Raw genomic sequence first — 20,333 nt, 5'->3', positions numbered from 1 at the left:
CGTGCGTTCCGTACCGTCCGTGGTCGCGCCCTGGGTACGGACCCGGCTGCGGGCCGCTCCCGGTGCCGCGCCGGCGCTCGCGCTGCTGGTCGCGCTGACCTCCTGCCTGGCGGGCGCGCTGCCGCGCGCGGTGGACCGGTACGAGGACGCGGGCCTGCGGCACTCCCTCGGCCAGGCGGGCCCCGAGCGCACCACCGTACGGGCGACCGCGTCGATACCGGAGTACGGCGAGTCCGGCGAGGATCCGGACGTCTCGTTCAGCCCCGAGGCCGTCGAACGGCGGTTCGGGAAGCTGCTGCCCGTGGTGGACGGTTCGGTGTCCGTCGACCGTGCCCAGTCGGCGTACGGCACCACCACCGACGACGGCAGCCCGGCGCTCGAACCGTGGCTCCCCCGCCCGACCGGACTGCCCGCCGAGGTCACGCTGGTCGCGCAGAGCGGCCTGGCCGGACACGCACGCGTCAGCGAGGGCCGGCTGCCCCGCGCCACGGGCCGGCCGGACGTGGACGAGGCGGAGGCCGCCGTCTCCACCGCCACCGCCAAGGCCATGCACATCAAGCTGGGTTCGGTCATCCACGTGCCCCGGCCCAGCGGCCCCCTCTCCGTCCGGATCACCGGGATCGTCGCCCCGCGCGACCCGGCCGGCGCCTACTGGTCGACGGTGCCACTGCTGCGCACGCCCGCGCTGGAACGACTGCCCGAGCCCGGCCCGCCGCAGACGTACTGGCACGGCGCGCTCCTGCTCTCCCCGAAGGCGACCCTCACCGTGCTGGGCACCGGAAGGAACGCCTTCCGCTACTGGCACTTCGCTCCGGACACCGCCGACGGGCAGGCCCATGACTTGGACCGGCTGCGGTCCGGCGTCGCGTCGCTGGAATCCGGCCCGGACCTGCGGCGGGCCCGTTCCCTCGCCGATCCGGAACTGACCGTGAGTACCGGTCTGGACGACGTGGTCATCGCCTTCGGGCGGCTGCGCTCGGGCATCTCCCCGCTGGTCGGGGTGGCCGCCTCCGGCACCGCCACGGTCGCCGCCGTCGTCCTGCTCATGGCGGGCGGCCTGGCCGCCGAGCGGCGCCACGCCGAACTCGCCCTGCTGCGCGCCCGGGGCGTCTCCCTGCCCGGCCTCACCGGCCGGCTGCTGGCCGAGACCGCCGTGGTCGCCGTCCCCGCCGGGGCGCTGGGCCTCGCGGCCGCCCTCGTCCTCCTGCCCGGCGCCCGCGCCGGTCACGCCGTCGCCGCCGCCCTCGCCGTCACCCTGACCGCCTGCGCCGCCCTCCCGGTGCACGCCGCGCTCACCCACCGCTCGGTGCGGCTGACGGGCCCCCGGGAGGACATGGCCTCGGTACGCCCCTCCCGCCGCCGCACGGTCGCCGAGCTGACCCTGCTGGCGCTGGCGGCCGGGGCGGTGGCCACCCTGCGCGCCCGGGGCACCTCCGCAGGTCAACTGGTGTCTCTGGCGCCGGTGTTGACCGGTGTCATCGCGGCCCTGCTGCTGCTCCGCCTCTACCCGCCGCTGCTGCGCCGCCTGGCCCGCCCGGCCGGCCGGCTGCGCGGCCCGGTGGCCCCGCTCTCCCTGGCCCGCGCCGGCCGCACCCGGGCCTCGGCGGCAATGCCCCTGCTGGCCCTGCTGACCGCCCTGACCACGGCGGCCTTCGGAGGCTCGGTCCTGGTGGGCGTGGCCGGAGCCCGGGACCACGCGGCCCTGCTCACCGTCGGGGCCGACGCCCGCCTGGACTCGGCCACCGCGCTGCCGGCCGGCCTGACCGCCCGGGTAGGCGCCGTGCCCGGGGTGCGCGGGGTGACCGCGGCGGCCATCACCTACGAGGCGACGCCGACGGACGGCGTGGACAGCGTGCCGCTGGTGGGCGTGGACCCGCCCGCGTACGCCGGGTTGACGGCCCGGACGGGCCTCGGGGCCATCACGGCGAAGCAGCTGAAGGGCACGGACCGGCATCAGTTGCCGGCCATCGCGTCCCCGGCCGTCGCACGGAACTACGGCACCCGGCAGCCCTTCTCGGTGCGGCTCGCGGACGGCAGCACGGTCACCGTCCGGATCACCGCCGTCCGCGACCGCACCCCGGCGGCGCCCGCCGGTGACTTCCTGGTGGTGGACCGCGCCGGGCTGCCGTCGTCCGCCGCCCGGGCGACGACGCTGCTGCTGACCGGCGCCCACCCGGACGCCGCCGCGCTGCGCCGCACGGCCCCCGCCTCGGCCACGGCCCGGCTCCTCACCGAGGAGCGCGCCCGGTACGCCGACTCGCCCCTGCAGACCGGCGCCGGGCACGTCTACACGGCGGCGGTGGCGGCGGGTGCCGGCTTCGCCGTCCTCGCCCTGCTCCTCGCGCTGCTGCGGGCGGCCCCGGAACGCGCCGCGCTCCTCGCCCGCCTGCGCACCATGGGGCTCACCCGCGCCCAGGGCCGCCGCCTCCTCGTCCTGGAGTCGCTCCCGCAGGCCCTCCTCGCCGCGGTCGGCGGCATCCTGACCGGCTGGGCCGCCGTCCACGTCCTCTCCCCCGGCATCGACCTGACGACCATCGCCGTGGCCTCGTCCCAGACGCCGGGTGGTGAGGCCGTCCTCCGCCCGGACCCGTGGTCCCTGATTCTCCCGGCCCTCACGGTCGTGGCCCTGGCAGTAGGAGTCGCCGCCACCCAGGCCTGGTGGACGACCCGCCGGAGCTCGGTCCGGGAACTACGGGCGGGAGACCCCCAGTGACCGCGCGCCCCGCAGCCACGGACCGCCGAGCCCGCACAGCCGCGAGCGTGCGTACCGCCCCAACCGCGGGCATACGCGCCGTCCCAGCTGCGGGCATGCGCAACCCCCACGGCCCGCACGACACCGCGCACCTCACAAACACCGGCCCCCGAAACACCCCCGCCCACCGGCAGCCCAGGGCACCCGAGCAGGAGACCCCATGACAGCCGACCCCACGACAACAGGCACCACGACGGACACCACCCTCACCGACCTCACCACCCGCATCGCCGAGTCCCGCGACCGCCCCGCCTACGGCCACGACGCCCTCATCACCTGCGACCGCCTCGTCCGCATCTTCTCCGCGGACGGCATCGAGGTACAGGCCCTCCAGGGCCTCGACCTCCTGGTCCGCAAGGGCGAGTTGATGGCTCTGGTGGGCGCTTCCGGCAGCGGCAAGTCCACCCTCATGAACATCCTCGCCGGCCTGGACACCCCCACCGCGGGCGGAGCCCACGTCGCCGGCCGCGACCTGCTCACCATGACCGCGAAGGACCGCCTCGCCTACCGCCGCGAGGTCGTCGGCTTCGTCTGGCAGCAGACCTCCCGCAACCTTCTGCCCTATCTCACCGCGGCCCAGAACGTCGCCCTCCCGCTCCAGCTCTCCGGCACCCGCACGCGCCGCCGCGCCCGCGCCGAACGCGCCCTGGAACTACTGGACCTGCTCCAGGTGGCCGACTGCCGCGACCGCCACCCGCACGAGATGTCCGGCGGCCAGCAGCAGCGCACCGCGATCGCCGTGGCCCTCGCGAACGCCCCCGCGGTCCTGCTCGCCGACGAACCCACCGGCGAACTCGACTCCCACACCGCCGCACAGATCTTCGACGCCTTCCGCACGGCGAACGAGACCCTCGGCACCACCATCGTCATCGTCACCCACGACCAGGCGGTGGCCGGCGAGGTCCGCCGCACGGTGGCCATCCGGGACGGCCGCACCTCCACCGAGGTGCTGCGCCGCAGCGAGGTGGACGCGGCGACCGGCCACGAGACGGTGGTCGCCCGCGAGTACGCCATGCTCGACCGCGCGGGCCGCCTCCAGCTGCCCGCCGAGTACACACGGGCCCTGAACATGCGGGACCGCGTGGCCCTGGAACTGGAACCGGACCACATAGGGGTATGGCCGGACGACAGCGACGAGAGGTGAGCGCGAGAAGAAGCGACCGGCACCCCGGAACGAAACGGACCTCGAGACCGCCCGAGCCGCGCACCGGCCAGCCGGGCCCCCAGGCACCCGGCGAGCCACAAGGCCGCCCGGGCCCCCGCCACGCTGCTCAGCGCACGCTGACGCCCAGCATGCCGAGCCCCGCCCGTCGCACCGCGACGGACCCGTAGGGCGTCCGCAGCCTCAGCCACGCCCCCGAGGAGAACAGCCCGGTGTCGGCCGCACCGGCCCCCGGCCTGAGGAAGCCGAGGGACTGGGCCGCGTGCACGGCGCGCACCGGAAGCGGGGTGTTCCCGACCTCCCGGGACCAGATGTCCCGCCCTATCCGGTCCAGCTCCGCACGGGTACGCCGCTCCGGCGTCAGCTCCTCCGTACGGGACCGGAACTCGGCGACGGCCTCGGCGACCGTGGTGCGCAGCGCGTCCGGCACGGGCAGCCCCGGCTCGGGCCGCCAGCCGCCGCGCGGCGGCAGCACACCGGCCCACGGCGGTCCGGTGACCGCGGCCGGTACGGCGACCGTGGCCGCCCGTTCGTCCACGGACTCCAGGAGCTCACCGGCGGAGACGGTGACGTCGAGCGTGACGTCGAGCCCGTTCTCGTACGGCTTGGCGAGCCGCACCGCGCGGATCGTCAGCACCTCGAAAGACGGCGGCCGGCCGAACACGGCGAGCGCCGTACCGGCCGCCTGCAGGCGCACCGCTGCTCCACGGTCGTAGCGGAGCAGCCGGGAGAGGAAGGCGGCGAGGTCGGCCGCCTCCGTCTCGTCGGCGAGGTGCAGGACCGTCATGCGGCGACGGCCTCCCCTGGGGTCTCCGCGTCCTCGGCGGCGTCCGTGTACTCCTGGAGGAACTCCCGCTCCTCCTGGGTGATCCGGCGCGGCCGCTGTGCCTCGAAGTCGAACGGCACGATGACGGTGGAGGCCCGTACGTAGACGAGATCCCCGTCCTTCACCTCGTAGGTGATGGTGAAGGACGCGGCCCGGATCTCGGTGACCCACAGCTCGATGTCCACCGGGTGGTGCCGGTGGACGAGCTGCCGCTTGTAGTCGATCTCGTGGCGCGCCACCACGGACCCCTGCTTGAACTCCTTGTCCGGGCGGAACAGGAAGTCGATACGGGCCTCCTCCAGATAGCGGAGGAACACCACGTTGTTGACGTGGCCGTACGCGTCCATGTCCGCCCAACGCAGCGGGCAGCGGTAGATGTGGCGCAAGACCGATCAGCCCCGGGTCAGCTTCTTGTAGGTGGCACGGTGCGGACGCGCGGCGTCCGCGCCCAGCCGCTCGATCTTGTTCTTCTCGTACGACTCGAAGTTGCCCTCGAACCAGAACCACTTCGACTCACCCTCGTAGGCGAGGATGTGGGTGGCGACCCGGTCCAGGAACCAGCGGTCGTGGGAGACGACGACGGCGCAGCCGGGGAACTCCAGCAGCGCGTTCTCCAGGCTGCCGAGGGTCTCGACGTCGAGATCGTTGGTGGGCTCGTCGAGGAGCAGCAGGTTGCCGCCCTGCTTCAGGGTCAGCGCCAGGTTGAGGCGGTTGCGCTCACCACCGGAGAGCACACCGGCCGGCTTCTGCTGGTCCGGGCCCTTGAACCCGAAGGCGGAGACGTAGGCGCGGGACGGCATCTCGACCTGTCCGACGTTGATGTAGTCGAGTCCGTCGGACACGACCTCCCACAGCGTCTTCTTGGGGTCGAGGTTCGCGCGGCTCTGGTCGACGTAGGAGATCTTGACGGTCTCACCGACCTTGATGTCTCCGGAGTCCGGGGTCTCCAGGCCCTGGATCATCTTGAACAGCGTGGTCTTGCCGGCGCCGTTCGGGCCGATGACGCCCACGATGCCGTTGCGCGGCAGCGTGAAGCTGAGGCCGTCGACGAGGACCTTCTCACCGAAGGCCTTGTTGAGCTTGTCGACCTCGACCACGACGTTGCCCAGACGCGGGCCCGGCGGGATCTGGATCTCCTCGAAGTCCAGCTTCCGCATCTTGTCGGCCTCGGCGGCCATCTCCTCGTACCGGGCGAGGCGGGCCTTGGACTTGGCCTGACGCCCCTTGGCGTTCGACCGCACCCACTCCAGCTCTTCCTTGAGCCGCTTCTGCCGCTTGGCGTCCTTCTGGCCCTCGACCTTCAGACGGGTGGCCTTGGTCTCCAGGTACTTGGAGTAGTTGCCCTCGTAGCCGTGCAGGCGGCCGCGGTCGACCTCGCAGATCCAGCCGGCCACGTTGTCCAGGAAGTACCGGTCGTGGGTGACGGCCACGACGGTGCCCGGGTACTTGGCCAGGTGCTGCTCCAGCCAGTTCACGGACTCGGCGTCGAGGTGGTTGGTGGGCTCGTCGAGGAGCAGCAGGTCGGGCTGCTCCAGCAGCAGCTTGCAGAGCGCGACGCGGCGCTTCTCACCACCGGAGAGGTTGGTGACGGGCCAGTCGCCGGGCGGGCAGCCCAGCGCGTCCATGGCCTGCTCCAGCTGGGCGTCGAGGTCCCACGCGTTGGCGTGGTCCAGCTCCTCCTGCAGCTTGCCCATCTCGTCGAGCAGCGCGTCGGAGTAGTCGGTCGCCATCAGCTCGGCGATCTCGTTGAACCGGTCGAGCTTGCCCTTGATCTCGGAGACACCGTCCTGGACGTTCTCCAGGACCGTCTTCTCCTCGTTGAGCGGCGGCTCCTGGAGCAGGATGCCCACGCTGTAGCCCGGCGACAGGTACGCGTCACCGTTGGACGGCTGCTCGAGACCGGCCATGATCTTCAGCACGGTCGACTTACCGGCACCGTTCGGGCCGACGACACCGATCTTCGCTCCCGGCAGGAAGCTCAGGGTGACGTCGTCGAGGATCACCTTGTCGCCGTGCGCTTTGCGCGCCTTGCGCATGGTGTAAATGAACTCAGCCAAGAGAAACCGTCCGGCAGCTTGAAATCTGGCAGTGGGCAGATACACCCCATCTTGCCGTACCGCCACCCCTGTGCGGAAACGCGTCTGCCCGGGCGCCTCTGACCTGGGGTTTCGCTGCTGCGGGCTGAAGGTCGTCTGTCACTGTCGGCCGCCATCGGTCGGCCTCGGGCACCCTCGCACGGCCCAGAGACGGCCCAGGAACGATCACTCGACACCTGTGAGGGCAGGCCGGTCCGTCCCGTATGGCATGGCCGTGATCTCAGCCGGCCCAGCGCCGCCGCGCCGTCTCTTCGGCCGACATCGGGGCCTGTGGACCACGCGCACTCTCCCGGCGGTCGACCGCCTGCCTTCCTCAGCTCGCTTCCACGGCCTTGGCCACCTCGACTGTCTGGGTGGTTCCGTCCCAAGCGAGCACACCGACCAGTGCGTGTCCCTTGTCGAGTTCGCCGTTGATGCGTGCCACGTCCTCGTCGGTCATCTTGAGGCCCTTGTGGAAGAACCGGCCGATGATCCGGCCGCCCACGCCGCCGACGACCGGGGTGCACTTCGCCCGGCACGTCCATGGTCGCGCGCGGTGGCGTTCCTGGACGCCGCGTTGGTGCCGATGGTCGTCTTCTGGACGATCGGACATGAGGAATACCTGCTCAGCGCGTTGTTCAGCCTGCTGTTCGCGGCACTGGGCGACCCCGGAGGCAGCTACGGACACCGCGCCCTCCACATCACCCTCTTCGCGTTGATCGGCGCCGTCGCGGCCGCGCTCCTGCTGTGGGTGCCCGCGGGCGAACACGGGCTCAAGGTGTTCGCCGTGCAGCGCGGACTGGAAATGGTGGCACTCGTCCTGCTGATGCACGGCGCGGGAATCCGCTTCTGGAACTACACGCTCTACAGCGCGGCTGTCGCCGCCGGCGTACTCATCCTGGTGGACCTGCCACAACGCTCCGACAACACGGCCGAGGGCTACCGGGTGCTGTGGACGCTGTGCGGGGTGGGAATCGGGCTGGCCGTCATGCTGCCGGCTGGACTGCTCGCCAAACGCACCGCCAAGACATCACCACAACGAGCCTGACGTACCACTGCTGTGCGCTGCTACAGCCTCGGGCAGACCGTAGATGCCGAGGGTGGCTCCGAGTGCACGGGCGAAGGGCTTGCCGGCGAGCTGGGCGCGGCTGCCGAAGAGCCCGGCGGAGGTCGTGGTGGCGGCGGCCGTCTCGGTGAGTCGGGCGCGGCCGTCCACGATGCCCTGCTCAAGGCTGTCGCGGACTTCCGGCGGGAGCGTGGCGGGTTCGAAGTTGCCCCCGCCGATGCCTAGCTCGGCGAGCCGTGTGCGCAGGTCGGCGTCGGCGGGCAGGACGGGGAAGAAGCCGAGCAGGAAGTCCAGGAAGGTGAAGAACTCCAGGCTGTCGACCACCTCGTCGCGCCAGACCGGCCAGGCCGGCTCCGGGTCAGGGGCGGGCGGCTGGGTGCCGAGGTGTGTGCTGAGCGGCTTGAGCACGTACTGGGCCTGAAGCTGTTTCAGGTTCGGGACGTCCTCGGGGTCGGCCAGGTAGGTGCGACCGAGGATGCCGACCAGGTCGGTGCCGGCGCGCAGTACCCGTTCGAAACCGTCGGGGACCGGGTCCTTCCAGCCTGGCCCGGCGACCAGATAGCGGCCGGCGTGCGATCCCGTGGCCCTGGAGCCGATGAAGCCGACGTAGGTGGTGTCGAGGTCGTGCGGCGGGATCACGTAGTAACGGTCCATCGCCGGGACCTCGATCACCCACGGTTCGGCCCGCAGGTCCAGCCATGCCCAGGAGTAGGGGTGTCGTTGTTCGGGGTGACGATGTCGGTGTTGGCCGGAGTGAAGAGCTGCGGATAGTGCCGGAAGACGCCGAAGCCGCCGACGTACCGGGGGTCGGCGTCGTCCAGGGCCTGCTGGAAGAGCCTCCTGGCGGTCGGTCGGCGCGTCCGGCGTCGGAGGCCGATGCGACTGGCGGTGCGAGGCCTGGCGTCAATGCGAACGGACGAGGGCGCACGGGCACGCCCTCGTCCGACGGTGTGGATGTCACCTGTTGATGGAGTGCGCCGGCGATGTTGGTGCGTCACCAGCCAGGTGCACTCGTAGTGGCTGCCGGCAGATCAGCAGCCGATGACGTTGACGCAGTTGTTGGGGCTGTTCTTGCGAACCGGGCTGTTCACCAGTGTCACATTGCCGGCAGCCGCGCTGTTGAAAATTCCACCGCCGTCTCCAGGCGTTCCGGAAGCACGATTGAATTTGACCGGGCTCCGCGTCAGCGTGGCAGTACCGTTGCCGCCGTTGAAAATTCCGCCACCCTGGGACGGCCCCCCGTCGCTCTTGACGGAATTCCCCTTGGATTCGGCGCCGACAGAACTGTCGGTCAGCACCAGCGTGGAGTCGTTGGAGATGCCACCGCCACGAGCGGAAACCGAACCGGTCACCTTGTTGTCGACCACCTTGGTGTGGTCCAGAGTGGCCAGGCTGCCGTTCTGACTGACGATTCCGCCACCACTCGCATCGGGCCCGGTGACCCGGTTGTGGCTCACGAGGGAGTGGTTCAACCTCACGGTGCTCGAATCCACCTCGATGCCGCCCCCGGCGCTCCGATCAGCTCCCTTGGAAACGACGGTGTTCTTGGTGATGGAGCTGTTGTCGAAGACGGTAATGGCGCCCGCTGCCGAAGCCAGGCCTCCACCAAAAGCGCCGAAAGGGCTGGTCGCAGGGTGAACGACCGAATTTCCTTCTACGGTGCTGTCCGTGACCGTCATCAGACTGCTGTCGTTGTCGAGGGCTCCGCCTTCGAGGTCGGCCGTGTTGCGTTTCAGGTAGCTACGGCTGATCGTCACCTGTCCACCATGGAGCCAGACGGCGCCCCCGACCGCGGCGTTTGCCGGGGAGGCGGCGTGACCGTTCGTCAGGGTGACGTGGTCGAGAGTGAGGACACCGCCCGAGACCACCTCGAAGAAACGGAACTTCGAGGCACTGTCTCGCTTGATGGTGGCGCCGTTTCCCTGGATCGTGACGCCGCTGACGTTAGTGATCGGCACAAATCCATTTGGTGTGCCTGCCGGGTCGGCTTGTGTGAGTCTGTAGGTGCAGCCTCGCTTCAGCTTGACGGAGCCGCCGCCAGGAGCACTGTTCACCTGCGCGACCGCTTGCTGCAACTGGGCACCATTACAGCTCGTCAAGGCCCGTGAAACCGGAGCAGTTGCGGATGCCGCGCCCGGAACGGCAACAGACGCCGCTGCCGCCCCCGCCACAGTCAGAACCAAAGAACGCCTTAGCGTCATACGCACCGTCCTCTGAATGAAAGTCGTGACAGCCAACCATTGACTCAACGCGACGACCCAATAGCACCGCGAGGAACCTAGCACTCAAACGATCAACCTCGGCGTTACCTCGGCGAGGTGTCGTTCGCGACCCTTGATTTGAGCTCGCGCGGCTCTCAACTGCTGACGTGTGGTGGACGGTGTTTCCCCGACAGTCCAGGGCATTACATCTACTTCGGTCCGGCACCCCGCTTTGCTCTTTTCACCTGCTTGGCCCAGACACGGTCGGCGCCGTCGTGTAAGCCCGCGTCGGCATCGAGTGGGGCGATACGCCCTGCGGCGCCGCCGGCTAACCCATGGTCTTGGCGCCGTCCAGGGACTCTCGGATGATGTCGGCGTGGCCGGCGTGCTGGGCGGTCTCGGTGATGATGTGCATCAGCACCCGGCGGGCCGACCATCGCGCGCCCGGCTCGGACCACGGGGCCTTCGGCAGTGCTTGTGTGGCGTCCAGGTCGGGCAGGGAGACGACCAGTTCGTCGGTCCGACGGGCCACCTCCGCGTAGTCGGCGAGCACGCCGGTCAGCGTCTCGCCGGGCAGCATCCGGAACTGGTCGGCCCGCCGGTCCCAGTCGGCCTCGGTCATGGCGGTGAAGTCGGGCATCACCGACGCGCCGTCCAGGATGAACCGCACCCAGGATCGCTCGACCGCGGTGACATGTTTGATCAAGCCGCCCAGGCACAACTGGCTGACGGTGGTCCGGCGCCCGGCCTGCTCGTCGGTGAGGTCGCGGGTGGTGAACCGCAGGAAGTGCCGATGCTTGGCCAGCGCCTCCAGCAGGTCGGCGCGCTCGCCGGTGGCGGCCGGCTTCTGGGCCGGGTCGGGGGTCGCCAGTTCGTTGCCAGTCACGGTCTCGCTCATGGTCGCTGCCTTCCGTGGTTCGTGTTCCGCCGGGCAAGGAGGACACTAGGGGCCGTATAGGTCAGATCTTGACCTAGATGACAGAGGGAGGAGGCTTCCCTCCTCCTGGGCCCCGCTGACGGCCCGTGGGCCCCCGGTTCGGATGACCCATGCGCCTGTCCGAGTGCCTTCCGGGCGTGCCACGAGCGGGATGCCCGCGCCGACGGGTAGGTCCCTTCGAGCAAGGCGTCCCCGGCAGCCATGAGGAGATCAGCTATGTACGCAGTGGTTCGGCGGTACGAAGGGGTGACGGATCCTGCCGAGGCGGGACGCCAGGTGGACGAGGGATTCATCCCCCTCCTCCGCCAGGTCCCCGGCTTCGTGGCCTACTACTGGGTTGATGCCGGGAATGGAGTGATGCTCTCCACCAGCGTCTACGAGGACCAGGCCGGAGCGGACGAGTCGGTCAAGCGGGCGGCGGACTTCGTACGCGACAACCTCGCGTCGCTGCTGCCCAACCCTCCGCAGATCACGGCCGGCCAGGTCGTGGCTGCTGGGTGACGATCTACGCGGGCCGGCTGGATCCCCGCTACCCGCACGCCGCTGACCCGGTCATTCACGAAACTGCGGGCAGAGCCGTCTTCGGCGCTGCCCGCAGTTCCGTGAGCTGGGGATCACTGGAAGGCTCGGCCGACGATCGCGCCCAGGTGGATCACCACGCCGACCGCCACCAGCCAGGACAGGATGACCATCACGACGCCGATGGGGCCGTACTTCTGCTCGTTCGCCACAATCGCCGCGGAGAAGTAGTGGGCGGAGAAGACGCCGAGGCCGGTCCAGCACACGCTGGTGACCAGGGCCGGCGGCAGGAGGGCGCGCCAGGGCACTCTCCCGGCCAGCAGCACGTACATGCTGCACCACCAGAAGACGACCGCCCAGAGAAAGCCGGTCAGGCCGGTCAGGAGCCAGCCGTGGAGCACCCTGCCGAAGGCGGCCTGCGCGGCGGCGTAGGCGAACAGTCCGGCGAGCCAGGTGAGCCGGGCCGTGGTCTTCCACTTCGCTTCCTCCGGGACGTCGAACAGCATGAGGTACCAGCTCTGGAGGGTGCCGGCCACGGCCAGGACTCCGAGCAGGAGCAGTACGGCGCTCGTCCCTGTCAGGGTGTACGAGGTGGTGGTGGGCGCGAACAGCGTGGCCACGGCTTGGGCCGCCTGCTCGTTCAGCCCCAGCCAGCCGGCGATGACCGCGGCCGTGTCCTGTCCTGCCGCGGCCGTGAGGATGATCAGGAACGGGAAGAAGCACAGGAGCGCGAGCGCGGCCAGCTGGAACGAGTGCCCGAAGAAGTCGACCGCCGAGAGCCGGACCCACAGCCGGCCCGGCCCACTCTCCTCGAAACGGCGGAACGCGGCCTGCCACGCCCGGTCCGCACGCCACCGGAAGGCGTGCTGTGACGGGTGGGATGTCTTCCTGCCGTCGTTCATGCGGTGATGCCCCAGGGGGTTGGTCCGCCATCCGCTGGATGCGGGATCCCCCCTGAGTGCGCGGCGGTTGCGGAACAAGCGTAGGCACCCCTCTGCGGTGCCGCGCGTCGAGTCGCGTGTCGAGCGGGGTGGCCGGAGCTGAATCACCCGGGCCGAGTGATGCCACGGGTCCCGAGCAGGCGCACGGTGGATCCGGAAGCGTCGCCCGAAGCCCGGGCAAGGACGGAGGGGAGCGCCCTCACTGATCGCCGGACGCAATCACCGGACGCAATCGATCGAGGCCCAGAAATGACCACGACACACACCACACAAGCCCGCAAGCAGCAGTGGGCCGGCGGGTTGATGCTCTTCGCCGCCGTCATGCTGATGATCGCCGGAGTGATCGACATCTTCCGCGGCATCATGGGGATCGCCGCGGACGACGTGTTCATCACGACGCGTGGCTACGTCTTCCAGTTCGATCTGACCGGCTGGGGCTGGGTCACGCTCATCCTGGGCGCCGTCGCCGTGGTGGTCAGCCTGGGACTGTTCCAGACCGCGAAGTGGGCGCGGATCTCCGGCATCGTCATCGCCGGACTGATCATCGTCGCCAACTTCCTGTCCCTGCCCTACTCCCCGCTCTGGTCCACCCTGATGATCGCCTTCTCGGGCGTCGCCATCTGGGCCATGTGCGTGGCCCAGCCCAGGGAGACCGGTCCGGGCCAGGGCACGCCACGCGTCGGCTGACCGGGAGCGTCACGCGGCCCGCCCGGCGGCGGATCAGGAGGAAGCGGATCAGGAGGTACCGGTGCGACCGGGCCTCACTCGCCCGCCGCCGCTTCCCTCCTGCGCAGCACCACCAGCACCGCACCGCCGATGACCACGAGTCCGATGGCCACCCCGGCGATCATCGGGGTGATCGCGGAGCTGCCCGTGGCCGCGAGGTCGGTGTCGGGAGCCGTGCTGTTGCCGCCGACGGTCGCGGGGCTGGGCTCGCTGAGGGTCTGGGTGGACTCGGTGCTGACCGTGCCCTGGGTCTTGCAGTCGAGGACCCCGGTGAACCGATGGCTGAAGCCATTCGGGCCGGTGATGGTGAAGTCGTAGGACTGGTCCTCCTGGAGCGGGACCGTCACCGTGCGGGAGGCCCCGGCCGGGATGGTGTGCTCCGCGCCCATCAGATCGAAGGTGAAGGGCTGGTCGCCCTTGTTGGCCGCGGTGATGTCGACGCCGCTCTTGGCGCAGTTCTTCCGGGCCGACACCGCCATGGCGCCCTTGTCCGCCCAGGTGGCGCCCGCGGTCGCGGAGACCGTGGACTCGCTGGAGCCGGCCAGGATCTGGGTCTGGCTGCGGCTCTCGGAGGCGAAGGCGCGGCCCACCGGGACGGTGGTGGAGGCCTGGACGGTCAGCTGGGCGGAGCCGTCCGCCGCACCCTCGGGAACGTCGAAGAACAGCTGACTGCCGTCCTTCGCCGAGGTGATCACCTTGCCGGTCCTGTCGATGATCCGCACCCCACCCGCGCCCGCGCCCGCAGGCGCGCCGACCGTCACGCCGCGCGCGTTGGTGTGCACGGTCACCGGTCCGAGCAGGTCACCCGGGCGTCCGGAGACAGCGGGCGGGTCAAGGGTCAGCGAGGCCTGCGGTTCGGAGCTTTCGCGGGCGCTCTTCTCCAGGTAGTCCGCGAGCTTCTCGGCCTGCGGGCCCACGGCGTCGACCTTCGCCCCGTCCGAGTAGCGCCAGATGGCAACCTGCGTGCCGGCAGCCGCGTCCTGCTCGCTCAGACCGCTCGCACCCGCCCGCCGGGCGAGCGTGGCGAGGTCGTTCACCTGGGGGTAGGAGTTCTGCAGGATCCAGCGGATCTTGCCGGCGTCCTTGTTGGCGCCCAGCGAGGTCCCGCTCCAGGGGGTCTCCTGGTAGTGGGCGTCGCGCTGGGTGGGGTTGTGGATGTCGACGCAGTACGTCTGCAGGCTGCCGCCGCCGTCCACGGACATCTCGAACAGGCCCGCCGACACCTGCTGGTCGCCGCCGTCCTCGTGGATCACGGCCTGGCCGTACGTCTTCAGGCCGCCTATCGTCGCCGTCGCGCCGCCCTGGGTCTGCGGTGTCTCGTCGGCCGCGGCCGTACCGGCGCCGAGCAGCACGGTGGTCGCCGCGAGGCCGGACGCAAGCGTCACGGCCGCGAGGCGGGCCACGCGGAACCGAGTGAACCCAGTGAACGCAGCAAGCACAGAATTCCCCTTCGAGCAGGACCCGTTGGATGTGGGGGACGGTCCCACCAGCAGAATCGGCTGCCCCGAGGGGCATGCCCGGCATCCTATGGATCACAGGGACCGCGCCCCCGGTCGGATCGTCACATGGGGCGATCCGATCCGGAATCGTTATCGCCGGCATGGCACGCCGGCCGGGCTTGTCGACAAATACATCGCGCTCACCGACCTGTTCGGCACACTCGGTGGCCGCCTGTCGACAAGGCGCGACAGTCGCGGTGGTCGGCCGCAGGGCCGCGGCCGAGCGCTGACGTCACGTCACCGCCGTTGCTGCCATGACTGGTTGAGCGGATGGCTCGTCCTGGAGCGAGTGGGCAGAGGCGGCCGGTGTTTCCCAGCTCGGCTCCGGCCGGGCCGTCGGCGGCGTCTCCTGCCGGACCGCACGGCGGAAGAGCGCGGTGCCCCGCGCAAGGTCGTGGCCGATGGCCACGGCGTCGATGTCGGCCGACGTGCGGCCCTGTTGCCCGTCGCGCGATTCGGTGCGCACCTTCAACCTGCCCTGGACGACGACGGGCTGTCCCACCTCCACCGAGGCCGCCACGTTGACTGCGAGCTGGCGGTTGGCCCACACGGTGAAGAAGTTGGTGTGCCCGTCCGTCCAGGCGCTCTTCTCCCGGTCCCAGTAGCGCGCGGTCACCGCCAGCCGGAACCGGGCCGAAGGTCCGGCGGCCGTCTCCCGGTACAGCGGCGGCGTCGCCACGTTGCCCACCACGCACACCACGGTCTCGTTCATCCTGAAGCCCTCCCATACCCGGCCTCTCACGGCCGGGCGGCCATGCGTACGGGCCCGTCCCGTACGGCGGCGTCTGCCCTGCGGCACGATCGCCGCGGGAACAGACTGCCTCCGTCGGGCCGGGCCCGCTGAGCGCTGTGGACCACTGCCGAGCTGTGGAAAACTCCGCCACCCGCACGGGTGAGAGACGGGCAGCAGGGTGGACAGGAGGGCGGGCAGAAGGAAGACGGGCAGAAGACTGGCGGGAGGACGGCAGGGAGCCCCGTCGACGGCCGACACCTGACGACCTGCCGGGCCTACCCGTCTGACGGCCTCCGCCGCCCTCGCTCTTCGCCCTCTCCCCAGCACCGCACCGCTCTCACCCCACCCCCACTCCCGTCTGCGCCACCCGGCCGTACTGCTCCCGCACCTCCCGGTACCGAAGCAGCTCCGCCGCCAATGGATCGAGCACCCGAGCCCGGCCGCAGCTCGCGGCCGCCTCCCGCAGTCGCCGTTCCGCGTCCTGGCCGTACCGGCGGGCGGGCCCCCGGGCCGCCATTCGGCAGCCCCACTCCACGAACGGCCCGCCGACGATGCCGCACACCATCAGCAGCACCGGCACGCCCAGGTTGGGTGCCATGACTCCGGCGATCTGCCCCACCAGCCACAATCCGCCCACGACCTGCAGCAGGGTCATGGCCGCCTGGACCAGCACGGCCACCGGCCACCAGCCCGGCCGGGGCGGCCGCCCCGGCGGCAGTCCGGCCCGGGCCGCCAGGTCGTCCAGCGCCTCCGACAGCCCGTGCGAGCCGCGCACGGCCGCCTCCCGCACCGCCTGCGCCCACGGCGTGGGCAGACCGGCCGAAGCCCGGTCTGACACCGTACGGACCGCCTGTTCGACGCGCTGACGGGCCGTGGCCTCCTCGTCGCCCTGGTGGCGTACCGCCATGCGGCCCGTGCTGGACCCGCCGCGGCTCTGGTACCAGCGCCACAGCCGCAGCCAGGGCGTGCCGCAGGCCCGGTTGGCGTTGCGCAGCCAGGCGCGTTCGGCGGCCTCGCCGGCCGCGGTGGCGCCCACCGCGTCGGCGAGCCGGGCGGCGAACTCCTCGCGCGCCTCCTCGCTGAGGCCGACGCGCCGGCCGGTGGCGTAGACGGGCCGCAGCTGAGCCGCGGCCGCGTCCAGGTCGGCCGCGACCCGCCGGGCCGCCGCACCGCGTTCCATCACGAAGTGGCCCAGCGCCTCACGCAGCTCGCCGACGCCGTCACCGGTGAGCGCGGACAGCGCGAGCACCGAGGCGCCCGGCTCCCCGAACTCGCCGAGCGCGACACCGTCCTCGTCGAGCAGCCTGCGCAGATCGTCCAGTACCTGGTCGGCGGCCTCCCCGGGCAGCCGGTCGACCTGGTTGAGGACGACGAACATGACTTCCGCGTGACCGGCCATGGGCCGCAGATAGCGCTCGTGAAGCATGGCGTCGCCGTACTTCTCGGGGTCGACCACCCAGATGACCGCGTCGACCAGCTTCAGGATCCGGTCGACCTGCTCACGGTGCTCCACGGCCGCGGAGTCGTGGTCGGGCAGGTCGACCAGGACCAGTCCGCGCAGCTGCCCCTCCGCCTCCGCGCTCTGCAGGGGGCGCCGGCGCAGCCGGCCCGGAATGCCGAGCCGGTCGATGAGGCCCGCCGCGCCGTCACTCCAACTGCACGCGATGGGCGCTGCGGTGGTCGGACGCCGGACCCCCGTCTCCGAGATGGCCACCCCGGCCAGGGCGTTGAACAGCTGCGACTTTCCGCTGCCGGTGGCGCCCGCGATGGCGACGACGGTGTGCCCGCCGGAGAGCTTGCGGCGGGCGGCCGCCTCGTCCAGGACCCGGCCCGCCTCGGCGAGGGTGCGGGTGTCGAGGCGGGCGCGGGACAGGCCGACGAGTTCGCGCAGGGCGTCGAGCCGGGAGCGCAGGGGGCCGTCGTACGCCAGGGGCGCGGGGGTGTGGGTGCCCGGGGGGCGTGCGGGCTTGTCGAGGACGGAGGCGCGCTCGCCGCCGTCCGTCACCCGGCGGGCGATGAGCCCGTCGTCCCAGGGGTCGGACGCGTCCGCGTCGGGGCCGGTCTTCCCGTCGTCCTCCACAGGGCGGTGCAGGCCCCCATCGGTCCCGGTGCCGGTCCCCGGCCCGGTTCCGGAGGTGTTCGCGCGCGCGTGCGGCTCGCCGGCGTCCCGCCGGTCCTGCTGTGCCTCTGCCGCGCGCGCGTGCGGGTCGGTTGCCCGCTGTCCCGCGGCTGCCGATGCCTGGTCGCCGCCTTTACGGGCGGGCGCGCCTTCCTCGCGGTCGGAGCGCTTACCGGGCACACGCGCGTGCGGCCGGCCGTCCGTCTCCGGGTGCAGCTCGTCCCGCTGTTCCTCGGTCTCGGTGACTTCGGCCCTGGGGCCTGCCCCGGTGTCGTCACCGGTTTCCGCGCCGCGCACCGTGCCGGGGGTGGCATGCGCGGAGCCGCCGGCGGCCGGTGTGCGGCCGTTGACCGTGTCGGCCTCTCCCCCGGCCTGGCCGTCCGTGCCGGCAGCAGCAGGACCGGCGTGGTCCGAGGGGCCCACGTGCGTCGTGCGGTCCATGCGGTCCATGTGAGTCATGTGATCGGTGTGGTCCCTGTGGTCCCTGTGGTCCGTGTGATCATGGTCAGTGACGGCTGTCACCGTTCACCTCTCCTTCTGCAGTACGGACAGCGCGGCGATGAGCTCCGCCTGGGGCTCGGCACGAAGGTCCAGGGCGTCGAGCGGAGTGAGGCGCCGCTCGCGTTCGGTGTGCACGACGCGGTCGACGGTGTCGTTGAGCAGCCGCTCGGCCCGGTCGCGCAGCCGCAGCGCGCCATGGGCGCCGATCCGCTCGGCCAGCCGCTCGCCCGCGGTACGCGCCCGGGTCCCGCCCAGCAGCGCGGTGGCGACGAGTGCGGCGACGCTCTCGGAGTCGGGAGCGGTGCTGCGCTCGATGTCCCTCACCTCGTCCTCGGCGTGCTCCTCCAGTTCGCGCCGCCAGCGACGGGCCGCGAGCCCGATGCGGTGCTCGGCCTTCTCCGGGGAGGGGTGCCGGTCGGCGAGTCCCGGAGCGGCCGCGCCTGGCTCGCGCCGCCAGGCCTCGTCGACGCGCTCGTCGGCGGCCGTGACGGCACACAGCAGCAGCGCGCCCAGGCTCTCCACGAGGGCGTCCAGCAGCTCGCCCGCGGTGCAGTCCAGGGGGAAGGCGCGCCAGCGCTTGAGCGCGTCCCCGGCGAGTACCGCCCCGGACTGCAACCGGCCTCGCACGCGCGCGAGCTCGCCGTCGTAGGCGCTCTCGACGGCGGAGGTGAGCCGGAGCGCGGCGGCGTACTGAGCGGCGACGGCGGAGGCCAGTTCGGGCATGCGCGACTTGAGCGAGTCGAGCAGACCGTGCGCCGTACGGGCCATGACGTGCTCGCGGGCCGCGGCGTCCTGCGCGTGGTGCACGAGCCAGGTCCGCAGGGCCGCCACGGCGGTGCTGGGCAGCAGACCGGCGCCCCAGGCCGACTCGGGCAGCTCGGGCACGGTGAAACGCGGTACGTCGCCGAGCCCGGCCTTGGTGAGCAGGGCGCCGTACTGCCGGGAGACCTCCGAGACCACCTGGTGCGGCACACGATCGAGAACCGTCACCAGGGTGACGTCGTACTCCTTGGCCGTACGCAGCAGATGCCAGGGCACGGCGTCGGCGTAGCGGGCGGCCGTGGTGACCATGATCCAGATGTCGGCGGCGCAGATCAGCTCGGCGGCCAGGACACGGTTGTCGGCGAGCAGCGAGTCGATGTCGGGGGCGTCGAGCAGGGCGAGTCCGCGCGGGAGGCTCTCGGCGGTCTCGACACGCAGCACGCGCGCGGAAGCCTCGCCGGGGAGCAGCAGATCGTCCCCGGTGTCCGGCTGGGGCCCCCACACGCGCGTGAGGTCGGGGAGCACGCGCATGCCGCTGAACCAGTGATGATCCTCCGGATGGCAGACCAGGACCGGCGTCCGGGTCGTCGGCCGGAGCACGCCCGCCTGGCTGACCCGGCGCCCCACGACGGAGTTCACGAGGGTCGACTTGCCGGCCCCGGTGGACCCGCCGACGACGGCCAGCAGAGGGGCGCCGGGGTCCCTTAGTCGGGGCACCAGATAGTCGTCGAGCTGCGCGAGCAGCTCGTCACGGTTCGCACGCGCGCGTGGGGCCCCGGCCAGGGGCAGCGGAAAGCGTGCGGCGGCGACACGGTCGCGCAGAGCGGAGAGTGTGTCGAGCAGCTGAGGCTGAACGTCCAAGGTCACCACATGTGAAGAATGCCCAATTTTAGGGGAATTCTGAAGCATATGGACATCTCAGCGCGCCGATGGAACACAACGGACGTAAGGGACGACTGGTACGAGGGCACAGTCCAGGCATAACGAGTGCACAACACCCGGTGCGTCGGAGGCCAAAAGCGGTGCACGATTCGTACCTGCCTGCGATTATCAGGACCGCTTCACGGAACCTCCACATCGAGCCACGGAGGCGAAGCGACAGGGTCAGGGAACAAGGAGCTTTATCCTTGTCCCGCCACCAGGCCCCCGTAGCTCAGTGGATAGAGCAGGCGCCTTCTAAGCGCTTGGCCGCAGGTTCGAGTCCTGCCGGGGGCGCCACCCCTCGCCCTCCCGAACGGGAGGGCTTTTTGCTGGTCAGGGCGGGTGTAGCCGCACAGAGAAGAACGCCGGACCGCCCCCGGTGATCGCGGGGAGGGTCCGGCGCTGTCCGGCTGTCGCCGGGTTCCTGCGGGTGGCTGCGGTGAATACGCGGTGACGTCACAACCCAGCCAGTGAGGGAAACGCCCCAGGGGCGGCACCTCGCGCTGGCAAGATGGAGCGATGGTTCGCAGGCCGTACCCGACATACCGTGACCAGTCCTATCCCCCGACGGCAGCAGTGTGGAGGGCGCTACG

17 protein-coding genes and 1 tRNA gene are annotated in these 20,333 nt (G+C 71.3%); 6 read left to right on the top strand and 12 right to left on the bottom strand.

Going from position 1 to position 20,333, the window contains the following annotated elements:
- Position 1: 1 nt before the first annotated feature.
- Both ABZ478_RS01560 and ABZ478_RS01555 read left to right on the top strand, forming a co-directional pair.
- On the top strand, positions 2–2,713 hold the full coding sequence (locus ABZ478_RS01560; protein WP_359544495.1) for an FtsX-like permease family protein: 2,712 nt from the start codon (positions 2–4) through the stop codon (positions 2,711–2,713).
- Between the two features lie 199 nt (positions 2,714–2,912).
- Positions 2,913–3,896: an ABC transporter ATP-binding protein gene (locus ABZ478_RS01555; RefSeq protein WP_359544494.1), complete on the top strand. Its 984-nt coding sequence runs from the start codon at positions 2,913–2,915 to the stop codon at positions 3,894–3,896.
- A 127-nt stretch (positions 3,897–4,023) separates the two neighbouring features.
- Here ABZ478_RS01555 and ABZ478_RS01550 read toward each other — a convergent pair whose 3' ends face one another.
- From ABZ478_RS01550 to ABZ478_RS01535, 4 genes are all read right to left on the bottom strand, one after another.
- Entirely contained in the window at positions 4,024–4,701 is a 678-nt protein-coding gene (locus ABZ478_RS01550; protein WP_359544493.1) for a hypothetical protein, read from the bottom strand.
- Entirely contained in the window at positions 4,698–5,126 is a 429-nt protein-coding gene (locus ABZ478_RS01545; protein WP_199210584.1) for a thioesterase family protein, read from the bottom strand. The genes ABZ478_RS01550 and ABZ478_RS01545 overlap by 4 nt, the downstream gene beginning before the upstream one ends.
- A 6-nt stretch (positions 5,127–5,132) precedes the next feature.
- The gene (gene ettA / locus ABZ478_RS01540; RefSeq protein WP_359544492.1) at positions 5,133–6,797 is read right to left on the bottom strand and encodes an energy-dependent translational throttle protein EttA; all 1,665 of its coding nucleotides are present in this window, start codon (positions 6,795–6,797) and stop codon (positions 5,133–5,135) included.
- A gap of 352 nt (positions 6,798–7,149) precedes the next feature.
- Entirely contained in the window at positions 7,150–7,320 is a 171-nt protein-coding gene (locus ABZ478_RS01535; protein WP_359544491.1) for a hypothetical protein, read from the bottom strand.
- A 51-nt stretch (positions 7,321–7,371) separates the two neighbouring features.
- Here ABZ478_RS01535 and ABZ478_RS01530 point away from each other — a divergent pair, with 51 nt between their 5' ends.
- Positions 7,372–7,863, top strand: a complete 492-nt coding sequence (locus tag ABZ478_RS01530) for an FUSC family protein (RefSeq protein WP_359544490.1) — start codon at positions 7,372–7,374, stop codon at positions 7,861–7,863.
- Here the strand turns inward: ABZ478_RS01530 and ABZ478_RS01525 are convergent.
- The 3 genes from ABZ478_RS01525 to ABZ478_RS01515 form a co-directional block, all read right to left on the bottom strand.
- On the bottom strand, positions 7,846–8,553 hold the full coding sequence (locus ABZ478_RS01525; RefSeq protein ID WP_359544489.1) for a DUF1254 domain-containing protein: 708 nt from the start codon (positions 8,551–8,553) through the stop codon (positions 7,846–7,848). The genes ABZ478_RS01530 and ABZ478_RS01525 overlap by 18 nt on opposite strands.
- 359 nt (positions 8,554–8,912) lie before the next feature.
- The gene (locus ABZ478_RS01520) at positions 8,913–9,956 is read right to left on the bottom strand and encodes a hypothetical protein (RefSeq protein ID WP_359544488.1); all 1,044 of its coding nucleotides are present in this window, start codon (positions 9,954–9,956) and stop codon (positions 8,913–8,915) included.
- 454 nt (positions 9,957–10,410) lie between these two features.
- Positions 10,411–10,980, bottom strand: coding sequence for a DinB family protein (locus ABZ478_RS01515; protein WP_359544487.1), 570 nt, complete (start codon positions 10,978–10,980; stop codon positions 10,411–10,413).
- A 255-nt stretch (positions 10,981–11,235) separates the two neighbouring features.
- Between ABZ478_RS01515 and ABZ478_RS01510 the strand changes: the two genes are divergently transcribed.
- On the top strand, positions 11,236–11,520 hold the full coding sequence (locus tag ABZ478_RS01510; RefSeq protein WP_359544486.1) for a hypothetical protein: 285 nt from the start codon (positions 11,236–11,238) through the stop codon (positions 11,518–11,520).
- Between the two features lie 113 nt (positions 11,521–11,633).
- On the opposite strand, the gene ABZ478_RS01505 is transcribed toward ABZ478_RS01510, so the two are convergent.
- On the bottom strand, positions 11,634–12,440 hold the full coding sequence (locus tag ABZ478_RS01505) for a ribonuclease BN (RefSeq protein ID WP_359544485.1): 807 nt from the start codon (positions 12,438–12,440) through the stop codon (positions 11,634–11,636).
- A 288-nt stretch (positions 12,441–12,728) separates the two neighbouring features.
- On the opposite strand from ABZ478_RS01505, the gene ABZ478_RS01500 reads away from it, so the two are divergent.
- On the top strand, positions 12,729–13,166 hold the full coding sequence (locus ABZ478_RS01500) for a hypothetical protein (protein WP_359544484.1): 438 nt from the start codon (positions 12,729–12,731) through the stop codon (positions 13,164–13,166).
- 74 nt (positions 13,167–13,240) lie between these two features.
- Here ABZ478_RS01500 and ABZ478_RS01495 read toward each other — a convergent pair whose 3' ends face one another.
- The 4 genes from ABZ478_RS01495 to ABZ478_RS01480 form a co-directional block, all read right to left on the bottom strand.
- Positions 13,241–14,590, bottom strand: coding sequence for a TQXA domain-containing protein (locus ABZ478_RS01495; RefSeq protein ID WP_359544483.1), 1,350 nt, complete (start codon positions 14,588–14,590; stop codon positions 13,241–13,243).
- Positions 14,591–14,936: 346 nt separating this feature from the next.
- Positions 14,937–15,416: a single-stranded DNA-binding protein gene (locus ABZ478_RS01490; protein WP_359544482.1), complete on the bottom strand. Its 480-nt coding sequence runs from the start codon at positions 15,414–15,416 to the stop codon at positions 14,937–14,939.
- Between the two features lie 358 nt (positions 15,417–15,774).
- Entirely contained in the window at positions 15,775–18,015 is a 2,241-nt protein-coding gene (locus ABZ478_RS01485) for a GTPase (RefSeq protein WP_359544480.1), read from the bottom strand.
- Between the two features lie 66 nt (positions 18,016–18,081).
- Complete coding sequence (locus ABZ478_RS01480; protein WP_359544479.1) at positions 18,082–19,689, bottom strand: dynamin family protein; 1,608 nt, start codon at positions 19,687–19,689, stop codon at positions 18,082–18,084.
- A gap of 272 nt (positions 19,690–19,961) precedes the next feature.
- On the opposite strand from ABZ478_RS01480, the gene ABZ478_RS01475 reads away from it, so the two are divergent.
- Positions 19,962–20,037 (top strand) — tRNA-Arg (locus ABZ478_RS01475).
- Positions 20,038–20,333 lie beyond the last annotated feature (296 nt).

The sequence above is a fragment of the Streptomyces sp. NPDC005706 genome (assembly GCF_040631045.1).
Taxonomy (GTDB): domain Bacteria; phylum Actinomycetota; class Actinomycetes; order Streptomycetales; family Streptomycetaceae; genus Streptomyces.
This window is presented reverse-complemented; position numbering and strand designations above follow the sequence as displayed.